This is a genomic window from Chryseobacterium sp. GW823-FHT05E08, from assembly GCF_058795655.1.
The window spans coordinates 260,760-282,018 of the sequence record NZ_JBXAHY010000001.1; the positions used below are offsets into that span (position 1 = coordinate 260,760).

The 21,259-nt window shown below is 32.5% G+C and carries 19 protein-coding genes; 13 read left to right on the top strand and 6 right to left on the bottom strand.

Going from position 1 to position 21,259, the window contains the following annotated elements; translation table 11 throughout:
• Window position 1: 1 nt before the first annotated feature.
• The 9 genes from AC1Q7L_RS01225 (at window position 2) to AC1Q7L_RS01265 (ending at window position 10,432) form a co-directional block, all read left to right on the top strand.
• Window positions 2-835 carry a hypothetical protein gene (locus AC1Q7L_RS01225; protein ID WP_492305749.1) on the top strand — a complete coding sequence of 278 codons (834 nt, stop codon included), beginning with the start codon at window positions 2-4 and terminating at the stop codon, window positions 833-835.
• 12 nt (window positions 836-847) lie between these two features.
• A complete protein-coding gene (locus AC1Q7L_RS01230; RefSeq protein WP_492305748.1) occupies window positions 848-1,759 on the top strand; it encodes a hypothetical protein in 912 nt (303 codons plus the stop codon).
• Between the two features lie 147 nt (window positions 1,760-1,906).
• Complete coding sequence (locus tag AC1Q7L_RS01235; protein ID WP_492305747.1) at window positions 1,907-3,037, top strand: alpha/beta hydrolase-fold protein; 1,131 nt, start codon at window positions 1,907-1,909, stop codon at window positions 3,035-3,037.
• A gap of 97 nt (window positions 3,038-3,134) precedes the next feature.
• Window positions 3,135-3,944 (top strand): helix-turn-helix domain-containing protein, encoded by an 810-nt coding sequence (locus AC1Q7L_RS01240; RefSeq protein ID WP_492305746.1) that lies wholly within the window; start codon window positions 3,135-3,137, stop codon window positions 3,942-3,944.
• 76 nt (window positions 3,945-4,020) lie between these two features.
• A complete protein-coding gene (locus tag AC1Q7L_RS01245; protein ID WP_492305745.1) occupies window positions 4,021-5,697 on the top strand; it encodes an alpha/beta hydrolase-fold protein in 1,677 nt (558 codons plus the stop codon).
• Between the two features lie 306 nt (window positions 5,698-6,003).
• Window positions 6,004-7,422 carry an NADP-dependent phosphogluconate dehydrogenase gene (gnd, locus tag AC1Q7L_RS01250; RefSeq protein ID WP_492305744.1) on the top strand — a complete coding sequence of 473 codons (1,419 nt, stop codon included), beginning with the start codon at window positions 6,004-6,006 and terminating at the stop codon, window positions 7,420-7,422.
• A 12-nt stretch (window positions 7,423-7,434) separates the two neighbouring features.
• Window positions 7,435-8,913 (top strand): glucose-6-phosphate dehydrogenase, encoded by a 1,479-nt coding sequence (gene zwf / locus AC1Q7L_RS01255; protein WP_410690850.1) that lies wholly within the window; start codon window positions 7,435-7,437, stop codon window positions 8,911-8,913.
• Between the two features lie 26 nt (window positions 8,914-8,939).
• On the top strand, window positions 8,940-9,650 hold the full coding sequence (gene pgl, locus AC1Q7L_RS01260) for a 6-phosphogluconolactonase (RefSeq protein ID WP_492305743.1): 711 nt from the start codon (window positions 8,940-8,942) through the stop codon (window positions 9,648-9,650).
• 263 nt (window positions 9,651-9,913) lie between these two features.
• Window positions 9,914-10,432, top strand: a complete 519-nt coding sequence (locus AC1Q7L_RS01265) for a hypothetical protein (protein ID WP_492305742.1) — start codon at window positions 9,914-9,916, stop codon at window positions 10,430-10,432.
• Window positions 10,433-10,670: 238 nt separating this feature from the next.
• Here AC1Q7L_RS01265 and AC1Q7L_RS01270 read toward each other — a convergent pair whose 3' ends face one another.
• The 4 genes from AC1Q7L_RS01270 to AC1Q7L_RS01285 all read right to left on the bottom strand — a co-directional run bounded on the left by AC1Q7L_RS01270 (window position 10,671) and on the right by AC1Q7L_RS01285 (window position 13,205).
• Window positions 10,671-11,078 carry a VOC family protein gene (locus tag AC1Q7L_RS01270; RefSeq protein WP_492305741.1) on the bottom strand — a complete coding sequence of 136 codons (408 nt, stop codon included), beginning with the start codon at window positions 11,076-11,078 and terminating at the stop codon, window positions 10,671-10,673.
• A 66-nt stretch (window positions 11,079-11,144) separates the two neighbouring features.
• Window positions 11,145-11,993, bottom strand: a complete 849-nt coding sequence (locus AC1Q7L_RS01275) for a universal stress protein (RefSeq protein ID WP_492305740.1) — start codon at window positions 11,991-11,993, stop codon at window positions 11,145-11,147.
• A gap of 22 nt (window positions 11,994-12,015) precedes the next feature.
• Window positions 12,016-12,465: a MarR family winged helix-turn-helix transcriptional regulator gene (locus AC1Q7L_RS01280; RefSeq protein WP_492305739.1), complete on the bottom strand. Its 450-nt coding sequence runs from the start codon at window positions 12,463-12,465 to the stop codon at window positions 12,016-12,018.
• A 560-nt stretch (window positions 12,466-13,025) separates the two neighbouring features.
• The gene (locus AC1Q7L_RS01285; RefSeq protein WP_492305738.1) at window positions 13,026-13,205 is read right to left on the bottom strand and encodes a hypothetical protein; all 180 of its coding nucleotides are present in this window, start codon (window positions 13,203-13,205) and stop codon (window positions 13,026-13,028) included.
• Between the two features lie 40 nt (window positions 13,206-13,245).
• Between AC1Q7L_RS01285 and AC1Q7L_RS01290 the strand changes: the two genes are divergently transcribed.
• The 4 genes from AC1Q7L_RS01290 (at window position 13,246) to AC1Q7L_RS01305 (ending at window position 18,819) form a co-directional block, all read left to right on the top strand.
• On the top strand, window positions 13,246-14,700 hold the full coding sequence (locus tag AC1Q7L_RS01290; RefSeq protein WP_492305737.1) for a phage tail-like protein: 1,455 nt from the start codon (window positions 13,246-13,248) through the stop codon (window positions 14,698-14,700).
• 65 nt (window positions 14,701-14,765) lie between these two features.
• Complete coding sequence (locus AC1Q7L_RS01295) at window positions 14,766-15,305, top strand: phage tail-like protein (protein WP_492305736.1); 540 nt, start codon at window positions 14,766-14,768, stop codon at window positions 15,303-15,305.
• A gap of 162 nt (window positions 15,306-15,467) precedes the next feature.
• Entirely contained in the window at window positions 15,468-17,312 is a 1,845-nt protein-coding gene (locus tag AC1Q7L_RS01300) for a chloride channel protein (RefSeq protein WP_492305735.1), read from the top strand.
• A gap of 730 nt (window positions 17,313-18,042) precedes the next feature.
• Window positions 18,043-18,819: a class I SAM-dependent methyltransferase gene (locus AC1Q7L_RS01305; protein ID WP_492305734.1), complete on the top strand. Its 777-nt coding sequence runs from the start codon at window positions 18,043-18,045 to the stop codon at window positions 18,817-18,819.
• On the opposite strand, the gene AC1Q7L_RS01310 is transcribed toward AC1Q7L_RS01305, so the two are convergent.
• Both AC1Q7L_RS01310 and AC1Q7L_RS01315 read right to left on the bottom strand, forming a co-directional pair.
• Window positions 18,779-19,984, bottom strand: a complete 1,206-nt coding sequence (locus AC1Q7L_RS01310) for an MFS transporter (RefSeq protein WP_492305919.1) — start codon at window positions 19,982-19,984, stop codon at window positions 18,779-18,781. The two genes, AC1Q7L_RS01305 and AC1Q7L_RS01310, sit on opposite strands and share 41 nt — an antisense overlap.
• A 93-nt stretch (window positions 19,985-20,077) precedes the next feature.
• Window positions 20,078-20,992, bottom strand: a complete 915-nt coding sequence (locus AC1Q7L_RS01315; RefSeq protein WP_492305733.1) for a helix-turn-helix domain-containing protein — start codon at window positions 20,990-20,992, stop codon at window positions 20,078-20,080.
• Window positions 20,993-21,259: the final 267 nt, after the last annotated feature.

Sequence of the window (21,259 nt, forward strand, 5' to 3'; positions counted from 1 at the left end):
CATGAAAAAGAAAATTGATTTCATATATAAATTATTGACTTGTATTTTAATTGTTTCCGCAAGTAAAATGACTGCGCAAATAGGATTTTTTACTCCAAATCCGTCGCATCCTCTTCAAATAGATGCCGCAAAGGATAACGGCGCCACGCCAGATGCCACAAAGCTATCCAACGATGTGGTCGTAACTTCGGATGGTAAATTGGGAGTAGGACTTTTAAATCCTGTGACTAAAGTAGATGTTCGTTCACCAGATAATGAAGGGATTATAGGTGTTGGTACCAATACACAAACTCCTGCAGCAGCCGGAGCGGGGGCGATCCGTTATAATTCAGGTGGTTTTTTAGATTATTCTGATGGCGAACAATGGATTTCCCTGCCCCTTGCACCCCCAACTAAAGCACTTGTAAACGCGAGTAAAAGCTCTATTCAAAGTATACCGGATAATACAGTTACTTATATTAAAGGTTGGAATGAAACCGTTGATTTAGGCGGTGATTTTAACAATGATGATACTTTTACCGCTCCACGTGACGGGTTCTACCTGGTTTCTTTCAGTATTACTTTAGCGAATGGTAATATTCCTAAAAATACCTTTATAGAAACGGCAATTGAAAGTAGTAGACTAACGAATAATATTCCAATATTTAAAACGGTGAATTCGTATCCTGCATTTCAATCCGGTGCGGTAAGTAACTATATAAGTGGGAATTGCAATGCTATTTTTAACCTTAAAAAAGATGATACTATCAAATTTAGTGTTAAACATAATATAGGAAGTGCAAGAGATACTTTTAATGATAGTAAATTAAATAATTTAAGCATTAGCGAATTATAAAAGGTATAAAAAATGAGACAAAAGAATAAAATAAAAAGTTTAGCAAGTGCTTTTATACCTATGTTATTTTTAACAACAAAGGTGAATGCCCAAATAGGATTGGGAGTGCCAAATCCTACAAATCCTGTCGAAATTAAAACTGATGCAGGTAATGTCGTTGTCGACAATGCAGGGAAAATGGGTGTTTTAGTTCCTGCTCCAAAGGTTGCAATAGATTTGCGTAGTGGAACCAATGGTTCTGTTGCCGTAGGAAATACCGATAAAACAGCCGCACAGGCCGGATCAGGTGCTTTGCGCTATGTTGCAAGTCCCGCAATTGGGGTTAAAGGATATCTGGAATTTTCCGATGGTACGAATTGGGTTAGTTTTTATCCTAAAGGAAAACCCAGAATCGTAGTAATGGCCAGTAAAACAACACAGGATACCTATGTATTTGAAAGTGGAACTCCTTCAGAAATAGGAACCAAATCCGGTATTGTTCAGCGAAGATCTTCTTATCTGACGAATTGGACGGAAATATTAGACTCAGATTCAGGAGTACCGAATACTAATTTCAATCCTGCAACGGGCGAATTTGTAGCGCCACGAGCTGGGGTATATTTTGCCACTTTTACTTTTGCATTGCAAGCCAGTCAGGTAAATACGGGGTCAAATAACCAGACAGAGGCTATTTGGGAAGTTAGAAATCCTGCGGGGACGATTACTCAAAGGGTAAAAACCAATAATGGATATTCTTCGGATACTGGATCATCTCCTAATAAAATACCTGTAGGTTCTGCCTGTACGGTGAGTGTTTATCTGAACAAAGGTGATAAATTAAGGCCTTTTACATGGATTACAGTAGCATTTTCAGACAGTACGGTAAGCCAGTTTGATACTTCAGGATCGGGAGTTTACAATGCACTTACCATCGTAGAACAATAGAATTACAGATCGTATTTCACTAAATACTTCGTTCCTAATTAAATTTTAGATACATCATAGAAAAGCTGAACTTCATATCGAAGTTCAGCTTTTTTTAAGTTTAAATCCATAAATTACACAACTTTTTACTATTCTAAAACGAAATAAATGCAAAATTTAAAGATAATAACTTCTATTCTAGGCTTATGGTCAGCAATGGTATTTTCCCAGAATTATAAAACTTCTGTAACCGCATTGAAAGGAAAAGAATTTCCGAAAATTAATGCTGAAAATCAGGCTCAGTTTAAAGTTTATTTTCCGGATGCAAAATCTGTTGTTTTAGAGGGAGGAGATGGGATGCAAAATTTAAAATCTGTTACAGCCCAAGACAAAGATGGTTTTTGGAATATCTCTACTCCGCCCATGGAAATTGGATTTCATTATTATTGGTTCAATGTAGATGGCAAGCGCACAAATGATCCAAATACAGAACTTTACTTCGGTTATGGCCAGCCAACAAGCGGAATTGAAATTCCTTCCGGTGAAGATTTTTTCTTTGAGAAAAATGTAAAGCATGGAAAAATTGTTGATGACAGTTTAAGTTCGAAAATTACCTTGGGAAAACGAAATTTCAAAGTATATCTTCCGCCCAATTACGGAACTAAAAAGTTTCCTGTTTTATACCTTTATCACGGAACCGGCGAAGATATTACGGGTTGGGAAAAGCAAGGTTACATTATAAATATTCTTGATAATCTTTTTGCTGAAAAAAAGGCAAAAGAAATGATTGTCGTGATGGATTACGGCGTTGCATTGAACCCTGAACAGGAAAAAATGCCGGACAATTATCCAAGAACTGTTGTTTCAACTAAAAATCTAGATAAGATTGTTGTTCAGGAATTGATTCCCTACATCGAAAAAAAATATAACACTGATGGTAGAAAAGCCATCGCAGGACTTTCTCGCGGAAGCTATCAGGCGATGTTGATCGGAGCAAATCATCCGGAATTATTTTCTGCAATTGGCTCTTTCAGCCCTGTTATTTATGAAGGAACAGCAGATCAACCTTTTAAAGAATTTCCTATCAGTAATTTATTAAAATCTAAACAAAAGCCATTCTTTTTTATCGGAATTGGAGAAAAAGAAGATGCAAGATTTTTTGAATACAATCGAACGATAATTAATTATTTAAATCAAAATAAATATTCTTATTCTCAATACAAATCTCCTCAAACATACCACGAATGGCTGACTTGGAGAAGATGTCTTTATCAGTTTGCACAGAAGATTTTCAGGTAGGGGGGAGTTATTTATGATGATATACTTTATTTATATTAAATATTACTAAGTCTCATCGTTCTTAAATCACTATTTTTATGGATAATTAAGATGAAAAATGGAAGAAATATTTGAAACGTTTACCCCTAACAATGTATTGATTAAAAAATACGTTGATTACTATTATTTGGATATAAAACCAAATAATATAAGCAATGAGTTTCAATGTTTTCCTCATTTTAATAATACAATCTCGCTTTATAAATCTCATATCAGAGAAGAAGAAGGGGACGTAATTTTCAGTGAAACTGCAAATGCATTACAGATTTTCACTCCTATCCGACAGAAATTACTCAATGTAAAACAGCGAGGGAAGGTGTATAGAATTGTAATTGTATTTCATCCTTTGGGAATTCAACAATTTTATGAAAATCTAAACTTTGCAGATTATATTGCAAATTTTGATTTTTTTAATCAAGATGAACTTAATGAAATTTTTTCAACCATAAATCGGGATAACTTAACCGATTTGCTTGATCTATTTTTAGAAAAAAGATTTAAATATTTTGAACCTTCTATTTTAAATAAATCAATTCAATATATTTTTGATAATTTCGAAAATTTTACTGTTGAAAAACTTTCTGTAGTTCTGGGTATAAGCAGGCAACATTTGAACAGAAATTTTCAACATCATTTGGGTGTTTCGGTAAAAAAATTCCATGAAATTGTACTATTCAGGAAGACTGTTAATAATAAATTGTTTGAGGATCCCAATAAAAGCTTCACCGAACTTGCTTATGAATTTAATTATAATGACCAATCCCATTTTAATAAAGCCTACAAAAACCTTACAGAAAATTCACCTAGAAATTTCTTTGAAAAAGGAACCGTTTTAGGTAATCAAGACACATTTTGGAATTTACGATAATAATTTGCCATGTTCCATTTTTACAAGTTTTTACGCATTAGTATGTATAGTTTTGTCTCATCAAATTTTAGATTTTATGAGATATTCTATAACATTGAGTTTACTTTTCATTAGTTTTCTTGCAAGTGGGCAAGAAAGTTATTCAGTATTGACTCAAAAGGCATTAGAAACCATGTGGAAGTCCAAGGATGAAATAGGTTATAAAAAAGCATTGGACATGTATGAATATGCTTTTCAAATATATCCTAATAATATTGACGGAACTGGGCTTTACAAATCTTCTGTTATTGCTTCGGAATTAAAAGATTACGATAAAGCTTTCAAATATCTTACGCTACTTTCAAAAATGAAAACGGATGAAGATGGCATCGCTGGATGGAGTTATATTATTGGAGAATCTGCAGAAAGTGAATATAGAAATTTACTTAATGACCCAAGATGGAGTACTTTGAAGCAGAATGCTAGAAAGGACAAAGAAAAATTTTATAGAGAACTAAATAAAATTGAAGATGAATTTTATAAGATAAAAGAATATTCTTTTAATGACAGTCAAAATGGAAATGATATATATGAAAAAATTAAAAATTATAATCCATATCTACCAAAAAAACAACAGAATTATTCTATTACATTTAAAATAAACGATTCTGCAACAACGTCCTATCTTATTCATTTACCTACTAATTATAATCCTGCAAATAAATACCCACTCCTTTTCTTTCTTCATGGTGCAGTCCGCAATAATATATTGGTTGATTATCAGATCACTCAAGAAAATTTGGGTGGTTGGAATAGGTTTTACACCAAATACGCGGATCTAGATAATGTGATTTTAGTTTTTCCAAAGGGAAGCAAGCAATATAACTGGATGACACCGGATGATGGTTTTTTTATGATACCGGAAATACTAAAACAGATAAAGAAATCAATCTATGTAGATGACAATAAGGTTTTCATTTCAGGGCATTCTAATGGAGCAACAGGTTCATTTTCTTATTTAATGAAACAGCCTACACAATTCGCTGGCTTTTATGGATTTAATACTTACCCCAAAGTTTTCACAGGCGGAACTTTTGTTGAAAATATAAAAAATCGCTCATTTATTAACTTTTCTACAGATAAAGATTACTATTATCCAATGAATGCAAATGATGACTTGGTAAAATTAATGAGCGGAATAACGGCAGATTATAAAGATTACCGATATAATGGTTTTCCTCATTGGTTTCCTCAGTTTGATGAATCTGAACCTGCCTATCAAATAGTTTTCAAAGATTTAAAGAATAGAAAAAGAAATCCTTTCCCCAAAGAGATTTCTTGGGAATTTGATGATGATAAATATGGTAATAATGATTGGTTGTCTGATATTAAGCTTGATACTCTGACATCAAAAGCTAACTGGCATAAAGAATTGAATTTTAAAATAACAAAATGGATGAGTTATGATAAAAATGATAGTTTAATTGTTGAGAAAGTTGATAGAAATGCTTTTGATTTCAAAAGAAAATCAGGGAAAATAAAGGCAAAATATGAAAATAATATTTTCCATATTGAAACTTCTCGTATACGATCTTTCTCCATTAACATTTCACCTGAAATGATTGATACAAATAAAAAAATTAAAGTATATGTAAATGATAAATTGTATTTCAATAAAAAAGTAAAATACGATCAAAAATTTATATTATATAATTTTGAAAAAAATAGAGATAAAGAGCAGGTTTGGATAAATTATATACATCTCAAAATATAATGTCAACTATCAAAAAAGGTAATATTGTTGAATTACTTATCATAATTCTGAATTTAAAAATTTATAATTTTTCATGAAAGTAATTTTTATTCATTCAAAATTTTTCTGAAATAATTCCACTAAAATATATTTTTTTAATTTGTTGATTTTTAATTATTTAAGCTTAAATAGAAGATGTTCTTAATCAATACAAAAACTTTCAAATTACTATCCTAAAATATTTTTCCATCCATTTATTTTTTTACTAATTAGCATTTTCATAATTTTATACTCCGTAAAATAGAATTCATATAAATATCAATAAAAATGGATAAATATAATTACGGGATGATCGGTCTCGGAGTGATGGGGAGGAATCTTCTTTATAATATTGCCGACAATGGCTTTTCGATCGCAGGATTTGATCTTGATACCGAAAAAGTAAAAGAATTACAGGATGGTGCTACTTCGGAAATGAAGGTGAAAGGCACTGCTACTTTAGAAGATTTTGTATCTGCTTTAGAAACACCTAGGAAAATCATTCTGATGGTTCCTGCCGGAAAACCTGTAGACGCAGTTCTGGATAGTATTACACCACTTTTAAGCAAGGGAGATATTGTTATTGATGCAGGTAATTCTTATTTCAAAGATACCAATAGACGTGTTGCTGATCTAGCTTCAAAAAACCTACATTTTATGGGAATGGGAGTTTCCGGAGGCGAAAAAGGGGCAAGAACAGGCCCGAGTATCATGCCTGGTGGAGATTTGGAAGCTTTCAATTTACTTCAACCAATGTTAGAAGCAATTTCTGCAAAGGTTGATAACGAAGCATGTACAGCTTACATGGGAAAAGGTTCTGCCGGAAACTATGTGAAAATGGTACACAACGGAATTGAATATGCCATCATGCAATTGATCAGCGAAGCTTACGATTTACTAAAAAGAGGAGCGAACTTAAATAACGATCAGCTTTACCAGGTTTTCAAAGAATGGAATAATGGTGAAATGAACTCGTTCTTAATCGAGATCACCAGAGATATTTTCCAACAAAAAGATGAATTGACAGACGGTTATCTTGTTGACCAGATCTTAGATAAAGCCGGAGCAAAAGGAACCGGAAAATGGACTTCCGAACAAGCTATGGAAATCGGGGTTTCTATCCCAACTATTGATATTGCAGTAACTTCAAGAATTTTATCGGCGTATAAAGAAGAGAGAGTTCAGGCTTCTCAATTATATGCTAAAAATGAAATTGCAACTCCGGAAAATACAGAATTATTTATTAGAGAAGTAGGAGATGCGTTGTATTTGGCTACATTAATTAGTTATGCACAAGGTTTGGCTTTATTAGTTAAAGCTTCTGAGGAATATCAATTTGAAATTCCATTAAAAGATGTTGTGAAAATCTGGAGAGGAGGTTGTATCATTCGTTCAGTTTTACTTGAAAAGTTTTATTTAGCCTATACTAAAGATTCTAATTTATCTAATATTTTATTAGATCAGAATATTTCTGTTATCGTTAAAGATAAAATCAATTCATTAAGAAAAACTGCTGCTTTTGCTGCTTCAAACGGAGTTTCAAGCTTAGGAATTCAGACTGCTTTAGGATATTTTGATGCTTACACAACGGAATCGCTTCCTGTGAATTTAATTCAGGCTCAACGTGATTATTTTGGAGCTCATACGTATCAGCGTACAGACAGAGAAGGTGTTTTTCACACTTTATGGCAAACAGCAACTCATTAAAAATTCGGAAAAATGACTGAAAATAAAGCCTTGCATCCAACTACAATTATCATTTTTGGTGCTACGGGAGATTTGGCAAAAAGAAAACTTTTTCCGGCGTTTTATAATTTATATATCGATGGGAGAATGCCCAAAGGTTTTAATATTGTAGCCCTTGGAAGAGCAGATAATACCAACGAATATTTTAAAAATTACATTAAAGAAAACCTTGAGAATTTCTCAAGAAAAAAGATAACTTCAGAAGATTGGGCAGGTTTTCAGGCTCATATTACTTATTTTCAGCATCAATTGGATGAGGAAGATTCTTACAAAAATCTGCATCAGAAATTAAAAGATTTTGATACCGTTTACGGAACAAGAGGGAACAGGTTGTTTTATTTATCAATCGGTCCTAATTTTGTTTCTACGATTTCCAATCATATCAAAAATACGTCATTAGCTTCTGATGCTAAAAAAGACCGAATCATTATCGAAAAACCTTTTGGTCACGATAAACAATCGGCAATAGAACTGAACAGTTTGCTGGCTGAGACTTTTGAAGAAGAGCAAATTTACCGTATCGACCATTATTTAGGAAAGGAAACGGTACAGAATATATTGGCATTTAGATTTGGAAATTCTATTTTTGAACCTTTATGGGATCGTAAACATATAGAATCTGTACAAATTACTGTTGCCGAGGAGGTTGGCGTTGAAACGAGAGGAAGTTTCTACGAGCAGACGGGAGCATTGAGAGATATGATTCAAAATCACCTATTGCAGATTCTTTGTATGGTTGCGATGGAACCACCAGCTTCATTAGAATCAGGCGAGATCAGAGACCGTAAAGTTGATGTTCTTAAATCGATTCGTAGAATTTCAGAAGATCAGGTTGATCATTATGCAGTAAGAGGTCAATACGGAAAAGGTGTTGTGAACGGAGTTAAGGCTAAAGCTTATCGTCAGGAAGAAGGAATTGCCGAGGATTCTAATACAGAAACTTTCGCAGCCGTAAAATTTTATCTGGATAACGAAAGATGGCAAGACGTTCCGTTCTACGTTCGTACCGGAAAGAAAATGAAGGAGAAGCATTCTTATATTACGATTCAGTTTAAACCGTTACCGCATTCCACTTTTTCAGAAAGTTCACAACATTTATCGGCTAACAGATTGATTATTAATATTCAGCCGTTGATGGATATCAGACTGCAGTTTATGGCAAAAAAACCGGGACTTTCATTAGTTTTAAAACCTGTTGAAATGATCTTTGATAATTTCGCCTGTCAGGAAGATACTCCGGAAGCTTACGAAACACTGTTATTGGATGCGCTTTTAGGTGATCTTACTTTGTTTATGCGTTCAGATCAGGTGGAAGAAGCTTGGGATGTTGTAAAAACGATTCAGGAAGCTTGGCAGGATGGTAAAGCATCTTTTCCAAACTATGAAGCAGGAAGCTGGGGTCCGGAAGAAAGTGTTGCTTTGGTTGAAAGACAAGGCCACAACTGGGTTTAAGATTATATTAATTTAAAAAGACGAAAATGAATATTACAGTATTTGATGATTTAGATAATTTGTACAAAAAAGCAGCAGATATGTTTGTTGATCTTTCAAAAAAATCTATTCAGAAAAATAACCGTTTTGTGGTGGCGTTAAGCGGAGGATCTTCTCCAAAAGCGATTTTTAATCTGTTGGCGACCCAAGAATATGCAGAAAAAATTGAATGGAATAAAGTGTACTTTTTCTGGGTTGATGAAAGATGGGTTTCTTTAAATGACGAAAAAAGTAACGCAAAAATGACTTTTGAAGCACTTTTCGATAAAGTTCCTGTCAATAAAGACCAAATTTTCCCAATGTATAAGGATGGAGTAGAACCTGAAGATTATGCTAAGGAATACGAGCAGGAGATTAAAAATGTTCTTGGAAACGAAGGTATTTTTGATTTTATCCTTTTAGGAATGGGGGATGACGGTCACACCGCTTCTTTATTTCCGGGTGAAGCAGTTTTAGATGAAAAAGAAAAATGGGTTTCTGCTTATTATTTAAAACCTCAGGAAATGTTCAGGATCACTTTGACCGAACCTTTGATCAATAAAGCTGAAAATATATTGGTTGTAGCTTTCGGTGAATCCAAAAAACATGCTTTGAATGAAGTGTTGAACGGAGAATACAATCCTAAGTTATATCCATTACAGCTTATCAATAAAAAAGAAGGTTATCAGTTTTTTACGGATGAAAAGGCGAGAGGTTAAAATGGGTTTGAAATAAATAAAAAAATTGTACATTATTAATAGTTTCATTTTCTCTTTTTTATCGTTCTTAAATTCATGCATACTAATAATAAAGAGAGAATGGTTTCTAATATTTAAAAAAAGATGAAAACCTTATTAGAAATGTGGTTAAACAAGTCAATAATAATATTGAAATTTTATGATGATAGTTTATAAAGTAATTATTACGATAAAACTCTCTATCAATATTAATTATTTTGTATATTATTAAGAAACTAAATTCCATGGGCAGTGAATCATTTACTCAATTTGTCGAAATATTAAAAGCGTCAGTTCCTATATTTTCAATTATTGCTGTTGTTGTATCTGCATATTTAAATGCAAAGCTCAATAGGAAACAAAAAATAATAGATGAACTATTTTCATATAAAGTTAAAGCTTATGTAAAATTAGCTTCAACGATTTATGATATTAAAGAAAAATATACTTTCGAGATTGCAGAAATTGCTCAAGGGCCTCAATATATATCAAAACAAAAAAGTATAGTACAGGTTGGAGATTTTTTGAAAAATGAACTTTCAGAAAATATGCTGTTTTTTGAAGAAAATATTAAAGAAGAAATGCAAAGTTTTGCACAAAAAATTTATTTTACTTCTGGTAGTACTAACGAATATATAGGCGAGGATGAGTTTGTTCACATTAGTGATATAGTTTTTGAATGTGAAAATATGATTACTGAGTGTAATATTTTAATTAATAGACTTTATACTAAAATAGGACTTAAGGAACTTGAAAAAAAATAGCATTTATTTCAAGTAGTCATTTTAATTTTTAAGTTAATAATTAGAGTGACTTTATTATGTAGATTGATATAAACTATAGCTTATCAATAGAAAAGAGGGTTTTCAGTTTTTTACAGATGAAAAAGCGATAGGTTAAAAATATGGCTAACATTTAGATTTAAACGGAAAATAATATTAATAAAAAAACAGCGCCATTAATTACTAATGTCGCTGTTTTTTTATTAATATTATTTTGAAATCAATTTGAATTAAATTTTTCAACCGCTTCTTTTGAAACTGGCGTAAAAAAATTAACCAAATTTCCATCAGGATCTCTGAATAACAAAGATTTATTTCCCCAAGGCATCGTGGTCGGTTTCTGTACAATATGAGAAGATAAGAAATCTCTTAATCGCTCAAATTCCTTGTCTACATTTTCAACTATAAACTCAATAATTGCAGAGCGGTTTTGAGCGGGTTGTGCTATATTTTCTCCACCAAAAAACTGTAAAGTTTTCGTACTTCCGATAGCGATTGTGGCTGTTAAGGTTTTTAATTCAGCAAAATCGGGAGTGTATTGGATGGCTGTAATTCCTGTTATTTGCTCATAAAATTTCACTAAACTTTCAATATTAGCGGTAATAATACGTATTGATACTAAATTCATTTTTGAAGATTTTAAATTATTCCACAAAAATAAATCAGGTTTGTGACAAGAGTCTGTCAGTAGGTTTTATTTTAATATCAAAACAGGTTGATTTACATTCTGATAAATCCCTTCCGAAATACTTGTACTTGTTAAAAAATACAGAAAACTATGCTTGCCGGGTAGGGCAATAATAAGATCTGTTTTATTTGAGGATGCAAAAGTCAGAATTCCGTCAACAATATTTTTATCGTAAGAATAATAAATTGTGCTTGGAATTTCAGTTAAATGCTGATGAATATATTCCTGAATTTCAGTCTTTTTTTGTTCTATAATTGTTTGATTTTCTTTTGTATGGATATTTAAAAACATCAACTGTACATCCTGTTTGCGAATGATATATTTATGGTTAAATAGTCTTTCCAGTTTTGTAATACTATTAATATCGCACGGAATAAGAATATTTTTAATGTCGCTATAATTGTAACCATTGGGAACGATTAAAGTTTTAACAGGGCTTGTTCTTGCAATATTTATAATATTTTCCGAAACTACACTGTCGCTGGAAACCGCCTGATCATCACTGCCCAAAACAATCAGTTCTATCGATGGCTGTTCTTTTACAATATCATTAATACTTCTTGTTAAAGTCCAGTTGCTTACTGCTTTTGAAACTTTAAGATCAGGGAATTTTTCAAGAATGATATTGGATAAATTTTTCAATAATAACTCCGTTTTTTCCAAAAGACTGTTGATACTTTCTTCATTTACAAATGAATGTCCTTCTGCAATATGCAGATAATCGAATTCGGATTCGTCAGAAGTTTTCAACAATATAATATGCTCGTATTCATATTGTTTTGCCCATTGTGAAGCAACTCTCACGGCATTTTCTGTGGTTGAGGTAAAATCAATCGGTACCAGTATTGTTCTCATATTAGATTAATTTAAAACTTAGTTATTCGAGATTTGTTGTCATTTTTTTAACTAGAAGAAGAGCATTTTTTATTTCATTTTCACTGAAACCACCTGCTGCTTTTTCGTAAAGCTCCAATGCCCATGGATACACCGTTTCTATGATTTGTTTTCCTTTATCCGTAAGATAAATTTGCTTATTTCTTCTGTCGTTTTTATTTTCGATACGTTGAACGAATTCACGTTTTACAAGACTGTTAATCAGATAAGTTATACTTGATTTATCCTTACTTACCTTATTCCCGATTTCCTGCTGATTGATGCCATCATTACGAGAGAGAAGTCCCATTATTTCTATAAGTTCGAAAGACAGATCAGGATCATATTCATTAATTTTTGCCTGAATTTTCTGTCTCAGACGGGTTTTCATTTCGCCCATTGCAAGACCTAATTCTAGTGCTAATTCTGATATTTTGTTGTGTTTTGCAGACATATATCATTAATAAAATTAATTAAAGAAAACATACACTCTGTCATTTCGGAGGAATCTCCATATTGTAAATAAAGAATAGTCTAAATTCCTGCGGAATGACAAACTTTCTGGAATAAATTAAATAGTAATTTATTCGTTATTATTTCTTACTCTAACAAATATACCTAAAATTAGTTTCAATTAAAACTAATTTTTCATAAAATGTTTTCTGATATTTATCATTTAACATTCTTTTATTCAATTAATTCATATTTTTTTATTGATGAACTTTCTTTAATTGTTTTGCGGGTATTTTATAAAATTAATATTCTTTGCATAGTGTTTAACAATAATTCTTTAGTTTTTGAATTAAATTATTGATAATCACAAATGTTAAGATGCTCTAAAAGTGGCTGTAGTAAACGGATTATGAAATATTTATTAAAGAAAATTAATCTAATTTCATTAATTATTTTATTACTTTTGCAATCATAAAATTTATAATTAAAGAAAAATTTATTATAATTTTAAATATTATATGAAAAATTTAAACTTTTTAAATAATTCAAGAGTTTTTAATCTTAAACTCTTTTTGCTTTTCCTCTCATGTAATCTTTTCCTCTTTTCACTAGAAATATAGACCTTAAAAAATAGTCACCGGAAACTCCCCTTGAACGTGATATTTTATTTTTTAGGATTACTATGTTCAGTTCAGTTCTATGGGAAAAGCTTGTTTTTATTTTAAATTTTTTCTTAATCATAAAAATATTTTTCACCCCTTATAAAACATTTTAATAAACCATGAAAACCTTTCTACGAAATTCTATGTTTTCAGCTAATGCGCTACGTTTTGCATTACCTGGAATTTTATCTTTAGCCTTTTCGCAAAATTATCATGCCCAGACGAGGGTTATTGTAAACCCCGGTCTTGAATTTGGTGTGGCCAATGCAACTGTTGTACAACATGATGCGAACTTTGGTTTTGGTGCTACTTTTGACGCCGGATCAACAGTTACTTCCCCGTGGTATACTTCACATCCAACCCAAGCTGGAGATTGTACTGCAGGATTCTCGGGAGCTTGTCACCCTATTGAAGTCTGGGGAACAGGTTTCAGTGGAGTAGTAGCTGCGCAGGGATCCAATTTTGTTGAGCTGAATGCATTTGTAAGTTCAATGATCTATCAAAATATGTATTTGGCGAATGGAGATAACATTAGTTTTAGTTTTAAGCACAGAGCCAGAGTAACTACTGCAGAACAAGCGGCAATGGTTATTGAAGATCAAAACCAGGTAAACATTGCTACAGTAAGACAAACAGTTGTGCCTTCTGCAACTAATGCTTGGTCGAATAATACAGGAAACTATACTTTTAACGGTACTTCAGGTGTTTATAGAGTGGGATTCAGGGCGCTTGTAAATGGTGGTAATCCCGGAACAGGAAATTTACTGGATGATATTAAGATTACATTAAATCCACTAATTGATTTAAAATTTTCTAATGCTTTATCATCTTGTGAAGGTTCTAGTAACGGTAATTTATTTATGAGAATTAATGGTGCTGTAACCTCTGCAACTACGGTAGCTTTTCAGATGATCGATCCTGTAAATGGTACAGCTGTAGCATCAGATAATGATATTACAGTTACGGGTGTTGCTAATTCAAATGGTACGCCTGTGGTAACTCATACGGCAGGAAGCAGTATTTATTTGGTAACCATACCCAACGGAAACTATGATGGTGGAGCTACTCCCGGATACTCAAGTCCAACGAATGACGAAGATGGAATCACGATTAATATTGCATCTGTAAACGACGCCGTTTACGAACCCGATGAAACCTTTAAGTTTGAAATCAAACAACAGGGGACAAATGGATCAACAAGCAACTTTTTGTCAACTGCTTCCCCAATATTTGGCGATACTTATTATCCTAGAACAAATGATTATTTTATACGTAGATGTGTTTGTTATAATGACGCGAATACCGCGACAGCAGGAGCAGAAAGTAAGGTTGGTTTTTCACTTTTGCAAAAAGCTACTCCTAACAATGGCAGTTGGCCGTCAAACAGAAAATCGGCTCACATGGTTTTAGAATCTAATAATAAAGGATTTGTAATTTCCAGACTAACGACAGCTCAGGTAACTGCTTTGGTTTCTCCACAGGAAGGAATGATGGTATATGATACTACTGTAAAATGTTTAAAACTATATGATGGAACGGCATGGAGCTGTTTTAATACTCCAACTTGTCCGTAATTAATTTGAATTATGAAAAATTAGATTAATTATTAAAAAATTTCCACATAAAAATTAAATTAAAAATGAAAACGATATTATCAACAATATTTATAGGAATAACTATATTTTCGAACGCTCAAATCATCATAGGAGACGCTGTTGGAACATCAACAATAAAAACTTCTGTGTTATTAGATTTTGCTCCGAACCAAAATAAAGGACTTATTTTACCTTATGTAAGAACATTACCGTCTTCTCCAACAGAAGGAACATTGGTTCTTGATGCGACCGATGGCACGAAAGCCCGTGTAAAATATTACAACGGAGCGTGGGTAGATTTAAGCGGTCAGGACGCTGCCATCACAAGCACTATGGCAACTCAGGTTACTGTAGCGCAATTGGCTGAAACTTCCAGTGAAAAAATAATCATTGGAGCGCCATCTAGTACTGCAAATGGAGTAGTGGTCTTAGAATCTACAACCAAAGCAATGATTTTACCCATTGTACAGGATGTGCAAAATATCCCAAGCCCTTCTCCTGGAATGATGGTTTATGTCAACAAAGCCGGGGCAAAACGTTTAGCTGTTTTTAATGGCAGTAAATGGTCTTTTTGGAAACCTTAATTTTTTTTAAAAAAATAGTAAACCTGCTTTTATAAGGCAGGTTTTTTTATTTTGTAAGGAAACTGTTAATAAAATCAATTAAACGGTCATCGAAAAAACAAAATTTAATTCCCTAAATTTACATCCCGCTTACTTAATGGTGGAATTAAAATATTCAAAGAAGTGAAAATTGATAATAAAAGAAAATACCTAAGTTTTCTAAAATTCAAAAGAGATTTTCAAAAATATGGGCTTGAAAAAGTAAGAAGTTATGAACTGATTCTTCATTGGTTAAATAACAGGTTAAGCCGTAGTCAGTTTCTTGTTCTTTCGGGTATTATTGTAGGATGCAGTGCCGGTTTGGCTGGGGTTATACTGAAAACACTTGTTCATCATATTCATAATTTTATTACGACTAAAGTTCATTTTGAATATCAGATATTATTCTACGTTGTTTTTCCTTTTTTAGGAATTGTTCTTACAACAAGCATTGTTCTTACGCTGTTTAAAGGTCAGGACAGAAAAGGAATTGGTGCTATTTTATATGAAATTGCTCAGAATTCAAGTATCGTTTCTTCTGTTAAAATGTATTCTCAAATCGTTCAAAGCGCGATTACAGTTGGACTTGGAGGTTCTGCAGGTTTGGAAAGTCCAATTGCAGTTACCGGAGCAGCAATCGGGTCAAATTTTGCTCAAACCTATCGACTAAGCTATAAAGAACGTACGTTATTGCTAGCTGCGGGAGCAACAGCAGGTATTGCATCGGCTTTCAATGCGCCGATTGCAGGAATCATGTTCGCATTTGAAATTTTACTGACGGGAGTTGTCTTCACAGATTTTATTCCTTTGGTTGTTGCAGCAGTTTGTGGAAGTCTTTTATCGAGAATTTTACTTCAGGAAGATATTCTTTTCAGATTTTATACCAGAGAGCCTTTTAATTATAAAAACGTTCCCTATTACCTTATTTTAGGGATTGCAACGGGATTGTACGCACGATATTTTGTGATTGTATCTCAAAAAGTTGAACATTTTATAAAAGGTTTAAACATGTCACGTCTGCGAAAAGCAATGTTTGGTGGGGCGGTTTTATCGTTGCTTTGTGTGCTTTTTCCACCTTTATTTGGGGAAGGTTACGATACGGTAAAGGCTTTTACGAATGGAAATACCCATTCAATTATTGAAAACATTTTTTTCAGATATTTTGAAATTAAGGAATGGACGGTCATTATATTTTTAGTGTTGGTTTGTCTGTTAAAGGCTTTCGCAACGTCTTTTACAATTTTCAGTGGGGGTAATGGTGGTAATTTTGCGCCTTCACTTTTTGCAGGTGGAACTGTTGGATATTTATTTGCCTTGATCTGCCAGCATCTTGGATTTTCGGATGTTCCGGTAACCAATCTCGTTCTTGTAGGAATGGCGGGCGCGATGAGCGGCGTATTATATGCACCACTTACGGCAATTTTTCTAATCGCGGAATCGAGTTTTGGATATGATCTTTTTATACCTTTAATGATCGTTTCTATCATGTCGTACCTCATCGCCAAATGGTTTTCTCCGATTTCTCCTGAATTAAAATCATTGGCAGATCAAGGGAAAATTTTCACAAATAAGCATGATAAGAATTTATTATTTTCATTAAAAACAGAAGATTTTATCGACAGGTTTTCAGAAACAGTGAATGAAAATGCCTCAATAGCAGATTTATTTGAGCTCGTAAAAGACGGAACCAAAAATATTTTCGGAGTGGTTGATGATGCTAAAACATTGCGCGGAATCCTTACAATAGATGATGTACGACCGTTTTTATTTTCAGATACAGATACTTCGGCAAGTATTATTAAAATTATGAAAGCTCCTCCGGCGATTATTCATCAGGAGGATAAACCTTTAGAAATCCTTCAGATATTCGATGATACCGGCGTTTGGAATCTTCCCGTTGTAGATCAGAACAATAAATTTGTAGGATTCATTTCAAAATCATCTATTTTGATGAGTTATAGACAGCTACTGAAAGACTATTCTGATTAATAAAATTGATTTTTAACGGAAAAATTGTAGAACATTTTTTGAAAAGAAATTGTGGAGTTATCTTTTGCTTAAAAAAAACAGGGGCTTGGGATCGCCCCTGTACACAAAAAACATAAACATAAAGTGTGAGTATTTCCGTAACTCTATGATCATATGAAAACTACAAATCGATATTTGTAGGCACTTTTAAAATAAAAGCAAGGGAGAGAATAAAGAACTAGAACAACCCTTGCTTTGTAATAAATAATTACTATTTACATTTCAAATATATCCTCTTTAGTTTGAAAAAGGATTACTGCATATCTACTTCAATTTTTAATGTTTTGACAACTATAGAGTTAACGAAGTGTGCTAGTAATAATGTAGTATCTTTTTTAGGATAAATACTTTTGAGCTTATGATTAATGTGATGATCATTATTAAAACAGAGAAGTGGGTAATGATATAAAAAGCTAAAAATTATCTTTTAAAACTTTACTGATTTCTAATCAGAGAAAACCCTAAGCTTGTTGATTTTAGATGATGATGAATGGAATTGATAATTAAATCAAAATTAATTTAATAAAAACATTATAATAATTTAAAATTAATGCATAATTAATAATGAAATATTTCTTAAATTAGTCACTAAGAAATGATAAATTATGGGATAAGTTGATTGAATGAAGTTTAAAATATCATTTTATGGTAGTTATTATAAAGCCGTTCACAATTAAATACTAATAACATAATGGAAACTACACTACTTCTTGAAAGAATGAATGAAATAATTTCTCATGAAGGTCCTGCAATTGAAGAATTTGATGAACTTACAGTAATGATCAATGAGCTGGCTTGTCAGATTAATGAAAACAAATTGGCTTCAGCGGAAATACAAAATCTTATGGATAAATGTGAATCTCTGAAAGATCAAAAATCAATAATGGGGCATATTTTAACTAAACCTCATGGGTATGCCGGTGATTTTCACATTATCGACAGAATATACACCAAGGAAGTTTCTTCTAAATTTCCAAAATGGGATAAGTATTCCATTTCAATCCCCTCGGCAAAGGCTGTTAGAAATAGGAAAAGCTATTTTAAGAGAAAGGTATCGCAGAGTTTAAAACAAGGAGGAAATCTTTTGAATTTAGCAAGCGGGCCAGCACGTGACCTTTATGAATTATATAATGAAAACCCACAGCTAGAGATAGCAACTACCTGCGTTGAAATGGATGAGAAAGCTATTATGTATGCGAAAATATTAAACAAACCTCATTTAGATAAAATCGCATTTATCAAAAAGAATATTTTTCGTTTTAATACTGAGAATAAATTTGACATTATTTGGTCTGCTGGGCTCTTTGATTACTTTGATGATAAAGCATTCATTATGTTAATAAAAAGACTCAAAGAATGGGTAAAAGATGATGGTGAAATAATTATTGGTAATCCTCCATTTAAGAAAATAATGAAAAAAGCAGAGATCAATTCTCTGCTTTTTCTTTTTTCAAAGTTTTACTCATGATAAGGATAATTCCAAAAAGTAAAGCGTCAATAATCAGGTATCGCCAGCCCAGATCTTTTTGTTCTGATACGTTTCCGCTTACCGAAATAATAAAGCTGGTAAGGGAAGTAATGATATAGACCAATCCGCCCATTAATCCGCCCGCTGTTCCTGCATTTTTAGGGAAATACAACATACTTGTCGTGAAAAATGAGGTAAATAAAATTCCTGAACAAATATGAATAAAAAATGCAAAAGGAATCGTAATGTAAAGACTTTGTGCAAAATAACTAACTGCAATTAAACTGGCAATTAAGACCAATTGTATAATAACAGGCTGTAAAATACGGGAGTTAAAACCTAACGAAATTCTCTTTTTTCCAATAAATCCACCAATCATCCATGAGAATCCTAAAATTAGAGTACAATATCCAATAACAACGGGAGTGAAATGGAAGGTGTTTTCAATAATAAAAGGTCCTGTAATATTAAACAACATCACAATCGAATAACTTAATCCTAAAATGAAGATTCCCAACATAAATATGTGGTTCTTCAGCATCATCTGATATAATTTGATGTTTTTTGAAAAACTGACTTTCTTCTTTTCGGGTAAACTTTCACCGCTGAAAAATAATTCAAAAAGAAATATTGCTCCTGCATAGAAAGCCAGGAAATAAAAATTCGCATGCCAGTTAAACAATTTCTCAAGATAGCCACCAAGAAACGGTGCTAAAATAGGTCCACAAGACCAGACAATCGTGAAATAACTTAAATAATGTTTCACTTTTTCCGCATCATAAATATCTACGAAAATAGCACGGGTCGCTACTACCAGAACAGAAACGGCAGCACCCTGAAGGATTCGGAGAAGGCAAATCAATAAAATACTATTCGTCATCGTGATCAAAAGACTGCTGATGATCAAAAAGAACAAGGCTACCAATTTAGGTCGGTAACGTCCGATATTATCCAGAATATTTCCTACGAATAACTGACAAATCCCATAACTCAGTAAATACGATGTTAATGTAATTTGGATATCTTTTTCCGAAACCTGCATTCCTTTGGCCATCGATGGAAATGAAGGTAAATAAATATCCGTCACAAACCCCGAAAGCGGAATCGATATAAAGGCCATTATCGTAACTAATCTGATGCGTTTTTCAGATGCTTCTTTCAACAACATGTTTATTCATTTTTTAACGATACAAAAATAGAGAAAGTATCACTAAGATGAATTTTAAAAGACAAAGTAAAAATTACAAAATTCAAAGAATTATACGGTGCTCTTAAATTTAAGCGGAGAAGTGTTCGCATGCTTTTTAAAGAAGTTGTTGAAATGAGATGGTTCATCAAATCCTAACGTGTAGCCAATTTCTGAAATATCCCAGTTGGTGTATTTCAACAGATTTTTAGATTCCTCAAACATTCTTTCCTTGATGATTTGAGTGGTGGTAAGATTAGCGACCGATTTTACAGAAGAATTTAAATGATTCACATGCACATTAAGATGCTCCGCAAAGTCAGAAGCAGTTTTTAACGTTAACGGATAAGCCGGAGAATCCAGCGGAAACTGTTTGTTGAGAAGTTCATCAAACAATCGGTATAATCTAATGTTAGCGGGAAGTTCATTAGGATCAATATCTTCGACACGGTTTTCTAAGGCAAGGTGTAAAACTGATGCCAAATGGTTTTTAATACTGTTGCATCGAAATGGGTAAGAAGAGTTATTCAACTTATACATCTGCTCAAAATAGACGGTTACAAGCTGAGTTTGCTCTTCTGTTAGAAAAACAATCGGCATGCTCCATTCTTTAAATAATGATGTTTTCTTGAATAATTTAAACTCTGAATTTCCATTAAAGAACTCCTGATTAAACAAACAAAAATAGCCTTCCTGAAGGTCTCCGTCACATTCCCACGAATAAGGAATATTGGGAGACGGGAAAAATAGAGCAGGGCGGTCAATATATAATTGTTGTTGCCCATACTGAAAAGTTCCTTTACCAATAATAAAACTGATCTTATAGTAATCCCGACGATTATAAGGACTTTTGAAACTGCAATATTTTCGCATAGAAATATTAAAATGCGATTTTCCTGTTTCAAAATCATCAGTATCAAACATTTTATTTTTGTTTTCTCTGATCCGTTTGTAGTAATCTGCTATAGTTTCTAATTGATCGCTCATGATTCAAAATTATAAAAATCAAATATAATAAATGTACTTTGAATTTTGAATTATTTTCAATGAAATCAATTTTTAATTTGATGATATATAAAAGCTAGCTGAATTTTTTAACCACAAAAGGCACAAAAGTTTTTATTTAATCACTTTAGAACACTTAAGTTTTAAAAGCTAAATAGGTAGAAAATAATAAAGCTCACATAAGAAGAAAATCAAAGATTTTCAAAAAACTTAAGTGTACTTATTAACGATATAACTTTTAACTTAAAA

Coding starts and splice junctions, on each gene's coding strand:
- AC1Q7L_RS01225 (WP_492305749.1), top strand. CDS start 2: ATGAAAAAGAAAATTGATTTCATATATAAATTATTGACTTGTATTTTA.
- AC1Q7L_RS01230 (WP_492305748.1), top strand. CDS start 848: ATGAGACAAAAGAATAAAATAAAAAGTTTAGCAAGTGCTTTTATACCT.
- AC1Q7L_RS01235 (WP_492305747.1), top strand. CDS start 1,907: ATGCAAAATTTAAAGATAATAACTTCTATTCTAGGCTTATGGTCAGCA.
- AC1Q7L_RS01240 (WP_492305746.1), top strand. CDS start 3,135: ATGGAAGAAATATTTGAAACGTTTACCCCTAACAATGTATTGATTAAA.
- AC1Q7L_RS01245 (WP_492305745.1), top strand. CDS start 4,021: ATGAGATATTCTATAACATTGAGTTTACTTTTCATTAGTTTTCTTGCA.
- gnd (WP_492305744.1), top strand. CDS start 6,004: ATGGATAAATATAATTACGGGATGATCGGTCTCGGAGTGATGGGGAGG.
- zwf (WP_410690850.1), top strand. CDS start 7,435: ATGACTGAAAATAAAGCCTTGCATCCAACTACAATTATCATTTTTGGT.
- pgl (WP_492305743.1), top strand. CDS start 8,940: ATGAATATTACAGTATTTGATGATTTAGATAATTTGTACAAAAAAGCA.
- AC1Q7L_RS01265 (WP_492305742.1), top strand. CDS start 9,914: ATGGGCAGTGAATCATTTACTCAATTTGTCGAAATATTAAAAGCGTCA.
- AC1Q7L_RS01270 (WP_492305741.1), bottom strand. CDS start 11,078: ATGAATTTAGTATCAATACGTATTATTACCGCTAATATTGAAAGTTTA.
- AC1Q7L_RS01275 (WP_492305740.1), bottom strand. CDS start 11,993: ATGAGAACAATACTGGTACCGATTGATTTTACCTCAACCACAGAAAAT.
- AC1Q7L_RS01280 (WP_492305739.1), bottom strand. CDS start 12,465: ATGTCTGCAAAACACAACAAAATATCAGAATTAGCACTAGAATTAGGT.
- AC1Q7L_RS01285 (WP_492305738.1), bottom strand. CDS start 13,205: ATGATTAAGAAAAAATTTAAAATAAAAACAAGCTTTTCCCATAGAACT.
- AC1Q7L_RS01290 (WP_492305737.1), top strand. CDS start 13,246: ATGAAAACCTTTCTACGAAATTCTATGTTTTCAGCTAATGCGCTACGT.
- AC1Q7L_RS01295 (WP_492305736.1), top strand. CDS start 14,766: ATGAAAACGATATTATCAACAATATTTATAGGAATAACTATATTTTCG.
- AC1Q7L_RS01305 (WP_492305734.1), top strand. CDS start 18,043: ATGGAAACTACACTACTTCTTGAAAGAATGAATGAAATAATTTCTCAT.
- AC1Q7L_RS01315 (WP_492305733.1), bottom strand. CDS start 20,992: ATGAGCGATCAATTAGAAACTATAGCAGATTACTACAAACGGATCAGA.